Raw genomic sequence first — 12090 nt, 5'->3', positions numbered from 1 at the left:
ACTTAATTAGAATTCTTTAATCGAAAAAGATTAAAACGATACATCTTTTTTATAAACAGTACGACTCTATTTCAAAGCTACAGCGCGAGCTATCCTAAATGTCAGTTTACTTTACCTGATAATTCCCGTAAGAAGAAGTTAGGAAAAACAAATGTGAAAAACTTGCTCGAAGGTAAAGAAACGGTGATTAAGAATATTAAAAAAGCTGATAAAAATACGTACAATGCGGTAGTAAAGCTGAACGAAAAAGAATTAATTGATTTTGTTGCATTTTCTAAGTAGGTATATGGAGAGGAAATGTCATATATGCAAACTGTAGAATTCATGAAGAAAAAAGTTTCAATTTGTATGACAATCAATATCTAAATGTAAGGGGTAGCTTGTAAATAGCAAGCTACCTCTTTTTAATATCACTACCAATAGAACAGTAAACATTTTTATAAACAGTATAACTTTATGTAAATGCGGTGTCAGGTATTCAATATCATATTTTTTCTATTGACTTGATCGTTCTTGTTCATAACGTCTATTAACTAAATCCTTTAATTCATCCCACAATGATAACACTTTGTTTATACCTTCCATTAAATCATCCGTACTTGGTAAATCACTATTGTTCATTTTTGGTCGAATAGTAATTGCAATTGTCTCATTCCACATTTCAACCTCTCTATATCTAAACGTTCTAGGATTATCAGAATCTGCTACACTTCCAATTTTATCTGTTGCATTACCTAATACGCATAAAAATTCATGATATTTATTTCGATTGGCCCCGTCAAAAAAGGGGCCTTGTAAACTGTTCCAATAGTCAGCTAAAGAGTCATGAAATAAACACCATCCATCATGTACTTTATTAAAAGGAAATGCTTCTTGGTCTAACCTTTTTAATCTCTCAATTATGTCATTAAGTTGCATCATTTCATTATACTCATTTGATGTTATTTCAAACTTCCAATTTCTAATCATTTCATCTGTTTCTATAACGTCTTCTTCATTTGATTCTATAACATCTTCTTTTCTTTGAGATTCTAATATTTCTTTTAATCCATATAAACCAATTACAATCCCAAAACCTATCACCGTAAAGCCATCACCCATAGAAGAGATAAATGCATTGTTTGCCTTATCCGGATATATCCAATTAATCATTAGAGCTACAAAGCTAATAAGTGCAATGCCGAGTGTTACTATAGAATACTTTTTGAATTTGGTCATTTCCAGCAAATCTGAAATGCTTAGAAAAGTAGCTGTTACAGATATAAGGGCAATAACGATAGCAGGGATTGAAGAATCGAAAAAACGATAAACCCCAGCAATAATTAAAATTGCAGAAAAAGCTATTACAAAATATGCCGATTTAAAGTTCATACTTTCCACCATTCCTAATTAAATTTTCTTTCCTATTTTACCAAATTATATAGTTGTTTTAGAATAAAGTTTGATTAAAATTCCTCAATTGAAAGAGACAATGCATCGCAACTTTTTTATAAACGTCATACCCTTATTCTAAAGCCACACATTTCATCCAATGGCCCTATTGTGGAACAAAGAAATACTCTACAAAACGAATCTTTTTATCAATCTTTATTATAAATGATTGAACTTTATTTTAAATCAACATTAGTTACTTAGATGCCGGAATTACAAGTGAAGATAGAAAGAGAAGGAATTGTTGTGAAAAAAGCTAAGCGTAGTAGGAAGAACGTTAAACATAGGGCACGATTATTAAAAGGAAAATTAATTTAATAATTTTATGTAAAGAATCTTTATGTGATAATAATTAATATAGTATATGAATAGATGAAGAATCTTAAGGCTTCAAGCTGTTATAATAGATATATTGATGTGAAAAACTTATAAGTGAAAATATATGAAACGAAGAAATTTATCATTTACTATGTGACGTTTCATAGAGTATCGAGGAGGCAACAAAGTGGCGACAGCAAACTTAGGTTTTGAAGAAAAGCTATGGCAGATGGCAGATAAATTACGTGGATCGATGGATTCAGGTGAATATAAAAACGTTGTATTAGGATTGCTATTTTTAAAATATGTATCGGATGCTTTTGAAGAAAAATACGAGGAATTAATGGCGGATGAATGGGCGGATGAAGAAGATCGCGATGAATATGTAGCAGAGAATATTTTCTTTGTGCCACAAGAAGCACGTTGGTCATTCATCAAAGACAATGCGAAAAAACCTGAAATTGGTCAATTAATCGATGCAGCGATGGTTGCAATTGAAAAGGAAAACTCTTCACTTGTTGGGGTACTACCAAAATCATTTGCACGCCCAGAGTTAGATAAAACACGTTTAGGTGAAACAATCGACTTATTTTCATTTAAAATCGGTGATGAAGAAAGCCGCTCAAAAGATATTTTAGGTCGTGTATATGAATATTTCTTAAGTAAATTTGCAAGTGCAGAAGGAAAAAATGGTGGCGAATTCTATACACCTTCAACTGTTGTCCAATTACTTGTTGAGATGTTAGAGCCGTTTAAAGGTCGTGTATATGACCCTGCTTGTGGTTCAGGTGGTATGTTTGTTCAATCATCGAAATTCGTCAAAGAACATCAAGGACGTATTGATAATTTATCTGTCTATGGACAAGAGTCTAACCCCACAACATGGAAGCTTGCGAAGATGAATTTGGCAATTCGTGGAATTGATGCAAACTTAGGCGCTTACCATGCAGATACATTCCATAATGATTTACATAAGGGCCTAAAAGCAGATTATATTATTGCCAATCCTCCATTTAATATTAGTGACTGGGGTGGCGAGAAATTAACAGACGATGTACGCTGGCAATACGGTATTCCACCAAAAAGTAATGCCAACTACGCTTGGGTACAACATATGGTGTCAAAACTAGCACCAGCTGGCACAGCAGGATTCGTTTTAGCTAACGGTTCAATGTCATCAAATACAAGTGGTGAAGGTGACATTCGTGAAAACTTAATCGAAAACGATTTAGTGGAATGTATCGTTACTTTACCTGGTCAACTATTCTACTCAACGCAAATTCCCGTTTGTCTATGGTTCGTGTCGAAAAACAAAGTGAAAACAGGTAAGCATGAAAGAAACAATAAAATACTATTCATTGATGCATGTAATCTAGGCTTCATGGCAACACGTACACTAAAAGAATTCGCCTTAGAAGATATTAAAAAAGTAGCAAATACGTTCCATGCATGGAGAGGGACGAATGAGCAAACATATGCAGATGAACTAGGATTTTGTAAAGAAGCAACTTTAGAAGAAGTACGAGAAAATGATTATATTTTAACACCAGGTCGATATGTTGGATTAGCAGAGCAAGAAGATGATGGGGAACCATTCGAAGAAAAGATGGCTCATTTGACAGGAAAACTGTCAGAGCAATTCGCTAAATCAAAAGAGCTAGAAGACCAGATCCGTCGAGCATTGGGAGGGATCGGATATGGAATTTAATACTTTCATTACCTTGGGAGAAGTTGTTGATCTCTTAGGTGATGGACTACATGGAACCCCAAAATATGATATCAATGGAGAGTACCATTTTATAAATGGAAATAATTTAATTAATGGGGATATTGTCATTAAAGAAAATACAAAGAAAGTTGACTTGGGTGAATACCTAAAATATAAAAAAAAATTAAATTCTAGAACAATATTGGTATCTATTAATGGAACTTTGGGAAATGTAGCGACATATAAAAATGAAAAAGTTATTTTAGGAAAAAGTGCATGTTATTTTAACGTGAAAAAAGAAATTAATAAAGACTATATAAGATATATTGTAGAGGATGGGAATTTTCAAAACTATATAAGACAATTTGCTACAGGTACTACAATAAAGAATGTATCCTTAAAAACCATGCGTGACTATAAATTCTATTTACCAGGTGTGAAACAACAGATTAAAGTTGTCAATACTTTAAAACCTATTGACAACTTAATTAAAACTAATAGAGAGATAATATATAACTTAGAAAAATTCGCTCAAACCCTTTTCAAACATTGGTTTATCGATTTTGAATTTCCAAATGAACAAGGACAACCGTATAAATCAAGTGGCGGCGAAATGGTGGAAAGTGAGTTAGGAGAGATACCTAAGAACTGGACAGTAATTACAATAAAAGATGTATGTGATGCTAATAAAGGAAGTCTATCTAAAAAGGATAACTGGTCTTATATTAATTATCTTGATACAAGTAATATAACTAATAATTCTATAGAAAATATACAATTTATTGATGCCACTAAAGATAAAATTCCAAGCCGAGCTAAAAGAAAAATACAACCTAATGACATTGTATATTCTACAGTTCGTCCTAACCAATATCATTACGGAATAATAAAAGAACCTACCGAAAATATGATAGCTTCAACTGGGTTTACAGTTTTAAGAAGTAAAGGTGTGTATCCAAATGATTTAATTTATTTATGGCTTACTCAAAAAGAAGTAACAGATAAATTACAGGCAATAGCTGAACAAAGTACAAGTGCCTATCCTTCTATTAAAGCTGACGATATTTTATCAATGAAAATATTACTTCCTCAAAAAAAAGAACTAGCTGTGCTAGCCGAAATAATTGAAGTTCAAAATAAGGTGATTTGGAATAAACAACAAGAAAATAAAAAGTTATCTGAACTACGCGATACCCTTCTCCCTAAATTATTATCAGGAGAAATCAAAATACCAGACGAAGTGGTGGTGGATTAGTTGTTTAAGTATAACGAATCAGAATTAGAAATTGCTGCACTTGAATGGTTAGAAGAAATGGATTATGAAATTGTAGAAGGTCCAGATATTGCACCAGATGGCGATTACGCTGAACGTGAGAGTTTCCATGATGTTGTGTTAGTTGACCGATTGCGTGATTCGTTAAAAAAGATTAATCCAATATTAGATCGAAAAGTTATTGAAGAGGCCGTGCAAAAGATTATTGCCAACGCTTCACCTAATATTGTTCTCAATAACAAGCAATTCCATAAATTTGTAACGGACGGTATTGAAATACAAACACAAGGTACAGATGGTTATAACCCAACTGTATCTGTGTATGTATTCGACTTTGAAGATCCTAAAAACAATGATTTTATGGCTGTGAACCAGTTTACAGTCATCGAAGGACAAGCCAATAAACGTCCTGACATTATCGTGTTTGTCAATGGACTTCCACTTGTCGTCATTGAACTAAAAAATGCAACGAATGAAGATATTGATATTACAGATGCTTATAATCAGTTACAAACGTATAAGCACGCAATACCGACATTATTCCGTTACAATGCCTTTTTAATTGCGAGTGACGGCATTAATGCACGTGCTGGTTCATTAACTGCTAATGAAGAACGTTTTATGAAATGGCGTACGGTAGATGGTGAGACACTAGCTAGCCCTGCTGAGCCGCAACTTGAAGTGATGATTAAAGGAATGCTTGAGCATAGTCGTTTGCTTGATATTGTGCGAAACTTTATTTTATTTCAAACTGATGGTGTCGATACATTCAAAATTTTAGCAGCATACCACCAATATCATGCAGTGAATAAAGCAGTTAAAAAGGCGAAACTAGCAACAGCACAAAATGGTGACCATAAAATTGGTGTCGTGTGGCATACGCAAGGATCTGGTAAAAGCTTGTCGATGGTATTCTATGCTGGAAAGCTCATTAAAGCGATGAACAATCCAACACTTGTTGTATTAACTGATCGAAATGACTTAGATGATCAACTCTATAAAACATTCTCAATGTCTAAGGATATTTTACGTCAAACACCGAGCCAAGCTGAATCACGTGATAGCTTACGAGAGTTATTAAGCGTGGAATCGGGAGGAATTGTTTTTACCACGCTTCAAAAATTTGCACCAGATGAAGAGACTGGAGAAATGCCATGCTTAACGGATCGTACAAATGTTATTGTAATGGCTGATGAAGCACACCGTTCACAATATGGTTTTAGTGCAACTGTGACAAAAGACAATACGAAGTATGGCTTTGCCAAGTATGTACGCGATGCTTTACCAAATGCTTCATTTATCGGGTTCACTGGTACACCTGTTGAAGCTAGTGACAAAAATACACCTGCCGTATTTGGTGATTATATTGACGTTTATGATATGTCACAAGCTGTCGAAGACGGCGCAACGGTAAAAATTTTCTATGAATCACGTGTTATACCACTGGAATTACCAGAAGGGTTATCAATTGATGATGATTATGAAGATATTACCGAAGACCAAGAAACATCTGTTAAAGAAAAATTAAAATCAAAGTGGTCACGTCTAGAAGCAATTGCAGGTGCAGGTTCACGTGTTGAAAAAATGGCACAAGATATCGTATATCATTACGAAGAACGTCAACAAGCGATGTTTGGAAAGTCAATGATTGTTGTGATGTCACGTCGTATTGCCATTGATCTGTATAAAGAAATCATGAAATTACGACCAGATTGGCACTCAGATGATGACGATAAAGGTGTTATTAAAATCGTGATGACAGGGTCATCAAGTGATCCTGTGGAATGGCAGCCATTTATCGGCAATAAAAAACGTCGTGAATTTTTAGCTCGTCGTATGAAAGATAATGATGATCCTCTAAAAATTGTTATTGTGCGTGATATGTGGCTCACAGGCTTTGATGTTCCTGCAATGAATACGATGTATGTTGATAAACCAATGAAGGGGCATAACTTGATGCAGGCAATTGCACGCGTTAACCGTGTGTTTAAAGATAAACCAGGTGGTCTTGTTGTCGACTATATTGGGATTGCAGACAATTTAAAAGAAGCCTTAAAGCAATATACGGACAGTGATCGCAAAACAGCAGGGGTTGATACAGCTTTAGCGGTTGATGTGATGCTAGAGAAGCATCAGCTTGTATTAGAAATGCTACATGGACACGATTATTCAGGCTACAAATCTGAAAAATCATCATTTCGCATTAAAGCGATTGTGAATACGATGGATTATGTAATTGGCTTAGGTGAGGATGAAAAGAAACGCTTTTTAAATACAGTAACAGAGCTTTCAAAGGCGTATGCTCTTTGTGCAACAACACCAGAAGCTGAGGAATTAAACGATGAAATTGGTTTCTTTAAAGCAGTAAAGGCAAGTATAGTAAAAACAATCGGTGATGGCAGTAAAAAGAAAACAGCATCACAAATGGATGCTAAAATTAACCAACTTATTTCGAAATCGGTCATTTCTGAAAATGTTGTTGATATTTATAAGGAACTCGGCTTAGAAAATCCTGACATTTCAATTTTGTCAGATCAATTCTTAGAAGATGTTCGAGCATTACCTCAAAAGAATTTAGCAGTAGAATTATTAAATCGCTTGTTAAATGGAAAAGTGAAAAATGTTCAACGTAGTAATCTTATCCAAGCACGTAAATTTTCAGAGATGCTACAGAACTCACTAAATAAATATAATAAGCGTACAATTGAAACATCTAAAGTTATCGAAGAATTAATCGAACTTGCAAAAGAAATGGATGCAGCATATAAGCGTGGCGAACAAACTGGTATGGTTAAGGAAGAAATTGCGTTCTATGATGCTCTTGCTTCACATGAAACCGCTGAACAAGTTTTAGGTGATGATACGTTAAAAATTATTGCGCATGAATTAACTAAGTCCATCAAAGAAAACATGAGTATTGACTGGAATTTACGTGAATCCGCTCGTGCGAAAATGCGTATAAATGTTAAACGGTTGCTTAAAAAGTATGGTTATCCACCTGATCTTCAAGAGGATGCGATTGAAATTGTAATTGAACAAGCAGAGCGGATGTCAGAACAGTTAGTGTTAGAATTATAAGTTAGTAACTGGATACGAAATTACTTTCGTATCCAGTTTTTAATAATTAGCAAATTAAGATTTTACTGTATATGCTACATATAGTTATTCGAAACAATTCTTTACTTTATAGGAAAGTGTGGCTTTAAAATAAAGTTACGATGCTTATAAAAACTTATATATAACTGAAATAGAGAACGCTCATTTTGATCAAACTTTTTTCAAAATGAGCGTTTATTTTTATTATTAAATCCGCTCTTGTAGTTATTCTTTAATCAAACTTTCATAAATTATTAAAACCAACATCATGTAATGGATTAACTCTATTAAATAAAATCAGTTCAAAATACGTTTTGAACGTTGATTTATCAACACGATTAAGTTTTATTTTTGAAAAAGATTGATCAAAATAATCTTTTTATCTCATGAAAATACATGATTTTATAAAAAAGTTTGATCAGAAACAGTAACTAAACCTTTATGATTATGTTCTGCTTTTTAATTCTGTTAAATCCCTCCATTTTAAACTGAATTGAATTATAATAAATATATATTAAAAAATAAAGGTAAGGATAAATTTTCCAAAGGGATATAATGTTTCTTTAAAATCAGGGGGTTTTAGTTATGTTTTCAAGAAAAACGATTATTGAGGCTTTCACACTTGCAGAAAATCTTAAAAGTCATGCAGAACTCAATAATTTTATATTTAAACATGGATTAGAAGATGCAGATATTTCAGGTGTTTCAAAAACAGCACGGCTCACATCAATAGCAAAGTATTTAGTAAGTAAGAACGATGAGCACCTAACCTATGAGGTAGTGAGTGAGATTATCGATGAAGAAATTAAAAGGCTGCAACGCATTAATGGATTTTCCTATAAGGAAAATTTGTCTTTTGACTCTGAACATCCTAGTCTCTATCTATTGTTGAAACAAGATGGATTCGATATTGAAAATAATCAATTACAAAGGTTATTACCTAATTCATTAAATATTAAAGGTTCAAAAGAAGAAATTTTCATTTTACTAGATAAGCATGGTTTTAGCACCCCTAAAGGCCATTTAGAACAAGGGATAGAGTCACATGAACAAGGTCAATGGGCGGCTGCGAATGGACAGCTTCGTACTTATGTTGAAAGTTTATTCGATGAAATGGCTGCTTCGATTTACGGAAGTTTAAGTGCTGCGGGAGTTGACAGCCACGCTAGAAGAACTGCTCTATCAAGGACGAATCCACCTTTATTTGATACGGTACTAAATGAGTGGGTAGGAAACGGAACCGGATTGATTAATGGCTTTTATAAATACCTCCATCCTGCCGGACCTCATCCCGGATTATCCGATATAGAGGAAAGTACTTTTCGTCTACACCTTGTGATTTTAATCACCTCACATTTGATTAGAAGATACGATAAAAATTTTGTATAAAGGGGGCTCGCCCCATTAGTGTAGAAGTGAAGTATTTTAATACTAAAGTTTTGCCGATAATTATTTGAATTATTGATAACAGAACGAGGTTGATAAAATGAGCTTTAAAGCAGAAGTGTTACGTGTTTTGATTGCCTCACCTTCAGATGTTCAAAAAGAACGTGATGAGATTGAAACAGCAATCTTTGAATGGAATACTCGATTTGCTGAAGATATGCAAATTATCCTTCTCCCAAGTCGTTGGGAAAAAGATGTTGTTCCAGCTTACGGTGGAACTGATGCACAGCAGGTTATAAACGAACAGTTAGTAAACAAATGTGATATTCTTATTGGTGTGTTTTGGGCAAAGCTTGGTACACCTACAACAAGGCATTCATCTGGAACACTTGAGGAAATTAGTATTTTTATTGAGCAAAACAAAGAAGTTATGGTCTATTTTGTAGACAAGTATGTTCCGATGAATGCTAATTTTGATGAAATCAGAGAGGTTAATACTTATAAAGAAACATACGGACAAAAAGGAGTGTATGCTCCTTATAATGTAAATAAAATTATTGATCATTTATATCAAAAGGTAGTCAATTATAAAAAGAAAAATGAAGTGGTAAGCGAAAAGAATGAGGGGAATAATTTACATTTCACTCATCCTAAAGAGGCTGCTAAAGAAATAAATGAATTTTTTTTAGAACAAATCATATTATCTGATAAGCTAACCGAAAATGAATATTTAGTACTCCGTTACACACTTGATACTGAAAACCGTAATTTTGGTTTCCGATGGATGGAACAAGAAACACTGCAAAAGATAAAAGCTTGGGAAGAAAGAAAAGGCTTGACAACTAATATAGTAAATAATTATCACGGAGTAATAGAAAATCTAGCTGAACGAGGAATCATAGAAGTAAAGGAATATACTAGTTACGGTAATCCAAAATTATACACTATGCCTTTATCTACATTTAATCAACTTCGTCAGCTATCAAGCGAAGCAAAAAATGTAATTAATAAGGTAATGGTATCTTTTTATACTCTGTTTTAAACTGCCTTTTTTGCATGGAAGTTCTGTCTCATTAAATATCTTTAAAATAAAAATAAGGTGAGGAAAACCCCTTACCTTATTTTTATTTATTCTTAATTTAATTACTGTCCAATTAAGGATAAATGTTGCTTTGGAATAGAGTTTAACCAAAAGTGTCTCGCAAACCCGTATTTTTAGTAAATAAGAAGAATCGATTTTGAAAAAAGAGTGATTATTTTCCACCTTTGTTCTTAAGCAATAGCGCCCTTTAGCAGAGTAACTTTATTACTACTCAACAGCTCCTCAATTTTCCTTTCAATTCCAATCTTCTCTTCATTATAAATACGCCTATTTAGATAAATAGATACAAGGGGCGAAACATCGTATCCCTTTTATAAACACCTTGACTTTATTTAAAAGCAGCACTGTATTTTTTCACTCGATGCATCTAATCGTATCACTGCACTAGTTTACATAAAGAGATAAGTGTCCATATTTGTAATAGGATATTAAAAAAGTGCGGTGTTAAAAATGAGAAGTATCTATTCGCAAAGGAGTCAGTTGTATAGTTTACACCCCATTGGCGTAGAGGGGGCATATATTGAGTCTTTAACAAGTTACTTGATTAGGTTATCAGAAGCGCATCAAGTCTATCCATCTTCGTTAATCTCTTATGTTATTGCACCAATATTGGATAAAGAATTTCTTATCAAAAGTGCTACAAGAGGTGGCAATAGATTTTATGATGGTGCAAAGACAATGAATGGTTTTGGAAACAACGCGCTAGATATGATAGATACCTTAGGAAGAATTACTAAGGTAGAGGAATTGGGTAAATTGACGTTAGCATCGATAAAAGAAGTAGTGCCATTACGTTATTTATTAAAAAAATATCTCTCGTGGTGTTCAGTATGCTATGAAGAACAACTTAATGCTGGGGATGCCATTTATAATCCTCTGTTGTGGAGCCTTGAAATGGTTAATACATGTTCAAAGCATAAGTGTAAGCTAGAAACTGAGTGTTTTTTATGTCATAAAAGGATACCGATCTTACACAGAAAAAGTCAAAATGGGTATTGTCCTTATTGCAACAATTGGCTTGGAAGAGCAACAAACTCTAATAAACATTCAGACGAAAATGACTTTGATTACAAAATAACTTTAATGGCAGAACAAATTATAAAGCATAAAGAACAAATCAAAACTTTAGCGAGTAAGCAACAAATCATTAGAAACTTAAATCATCTTGTTGATATTTATACAGAGGGAAACATGCAGGAGTTTGCAAGAAACTTAAATTTAGCAAAGACAACTCTGTGGGATTGGTGTAATGGAAAAGTGTTACCTCCACTGGCTAGGGTGTTGGAAATATGTTACTTATTTAATATTTCACCAGTTAATTTTTATATCGAAGATATAAATGTAAATAAAGAGCAAATAGCTTTCAATGCAGGGGCTTATTCGAAAGGTACTAAAAAAAGAGAAATAAAATTTGATTATGATACAGCTTTATCAATACTTCAAAAATATGCCCACCACTCACAATCCACCGTATCAATGAATGTGTTAGCTAAACAGTTAGGATACTCCAAAAGAACGCTTTACAATCACTTCCCCAATTTGTGTAAAGCCATTTCAGCAAAGAATGCAAGTGTTATTAAAGAAAAGACAACTCAAATTTATGTTGGTAATTGTCTGATGATTAATCAAAATGTGAAAAGTCTTATACAACAAGGGGTATACCCAAGTAGACGAAGAATTGAGGAAATGGCAAATAAGCCAGGGTTACTAAAGGACAAGAAGCTAAGGGATTATTTTAATGAATTAATAGAAGATAAAACTTACTCAGGATAGGAG

The 12090-nt window shown here is 33.4% G+C and carries 8 protein-coding genes; 7 read left to right on the top strand and 1 reads right to left on the bottom strand.

Features of this window, described 5'->3' with window-relative positions:
- Positions 1 to 42: 42 nt before the first annotated feature.
- The gene (locus MKY70_RS26545) at positions 43 to 282 is read left to right on the top strand and encodes a topoisomerase C-terminal repeat-containing protein (protein WP_341026434.1); all 240 of its coding nucleotides are present in this window, start codon (positions 43 to 45) and stop codon (positions 280 to 282) included.
- A gap of 213 nt (positions 283 to 495) precedes the next feature.
- Here the strand turns inward: MKY70_RS26545 and MKY70_RS26540 are convergent, their stop codons facing one another.
- The gene (locus MKY70_RS26540; RefSeq protein ID WP_341026116.1) at positions 496 to 1371 is read right to left on the bottom strand and encodes an APC family permease; all 876 of its coding nucleotides are present in this window, start codon (positions 1369 to 1371) and stop codon (positions 496 to 498) included.
- Between the two features lie 565 nt (positions 1372 to 1936).
- Between MKY70_RS26540 and MKY70_RS26535 the strand changes: the two genes are divergently transcribed.
- The 6 genes from MKY70_RS26535 to MKY70_RS26510 all read left to right on the top strand — a co-directional run bounded on the left by MKY70_RS26535 (position 1937) and on the right by MKY70_RS26510 (position 12087).
- Complete coding sequence (locus MKY70_RS26535) at positions 1937 to 3457, top strand: class I SAM-dependent DNA methyltransferase (protein WP_341026114.1); 1521 nt, start codon at positions 1937 to 1939, stop codon at positions 3455 to 3457.
- Positions 3447 to 4712, top strand: coding sequence for a restriction endonuclease subunit S (locus MKY70_RS26530; RefSeq protein WP_341026112.1), 1266 nt, complete (start codon positions 3447 to 3449; stop codon positions 4710 to 4712). Before MKY70_RS26535 ends, MKY70_RS26530 begins: the two co-directional genes overlap by 11 nt.
- The gene (locus MKY70_RS26525) at positions 4713 to 7808 is read left to right on the top strand and encodes a type I restriction endonuclease subunit R (RefSeq protein ID WP_341026110.1); all 3096 of its coding nucleotides are present in this window, start codon (positions 4713 to 4715) and stop codon (positions 7806 to 7808) included. It begins immediately after the preceding gene.
- Positions 7809 to 8411: 603 nt separating this feature from the next.
- Positions 8412 to 9215 carry a hypothetical protein gene (locus tag MKY70_RS26520; protein WP_285603485.1) on the top strand — a complete coding sequence of 268 codons (804 nt, stop codon included), beginning with the start codon at positions 8412 to 8414 and terminating at the stop codon, positions 9213 to 9215.
- Between the two features lie 97 nt (positions 9216 to 9312).
- Positions 9313 to 10254 carry a hypothetical protein gene (locus MKY70_RS26515; protein WP_341026109.1) on the top strand — a complete coding sequence of 314 codons (942 nt, stop codon included), beginning with the start codon at positions 9313 to 9315 and terminating at the stop codon, positions 10252 to 10254.
- Between the two features lie 510 nt (positions 10255 to 10764).
- Positions 10765 to 12087, top strand: a complete 1323-nt coding sequence (locus MKY70_RS26510; protein WP_341026108.1) for a TniQ family protein — start codon at positions 10765 to 10767, stop codon at positions 12085 to 12087.
- Positions 12088 to 12090 lie beyond the last annotated feature (3 nt).

This window comes from Bacillus sp. FSL R9-9492, assembly GCF_038007365.1.
GTDB lineage: Bacteria > Bacillota > Bacilli > Bacillales > Bacillaceae_G > Bacillus_A > Bacillus_A mycoides.
The sequence above is the reverse complement of the archived record's forward strand: the minus strand, read 5'-3'. Positions and strand labels throughout refer to the sequence as shown.

Coding starts and splice junctions, on each gene's coding strand:
- MKY70_RS26520 (WP_285603485.1), top strand. CDS start 8,412: ATGTTTTCAAGAAAAACGATTATTGAGGCTTTCACACTTGCAGAAAAT.
- MKY70_RS26510 (WP_341026108.1), top strand. CDS start 10,765: ATGAGAAGTATCTATTCGCAAAGGAGTCAGTTGTATAGTTTACACCCC.
- MKY70_RS26540 (WP_341026116.1), bottom strand. CDS start 1,371: ATGAACTTTAAATCGGCATATTTTGTAATAGCTTTTTCTGCAATTTTA.
- MKY70_RS26515 (WP_341026109.1), top strand. CDS start 9,313: ATGAGCTTTAAAGCAGAAGTGTTACGTGTTTTGATTGCCTCACCTTCA.
- MKY70_RS26530 (WP_341026112.1), top strand. CDS start 3,447: ATGGAATTTAATACTTTCATTACCTTGGGAGAAGTTGTTGATCTCTTA.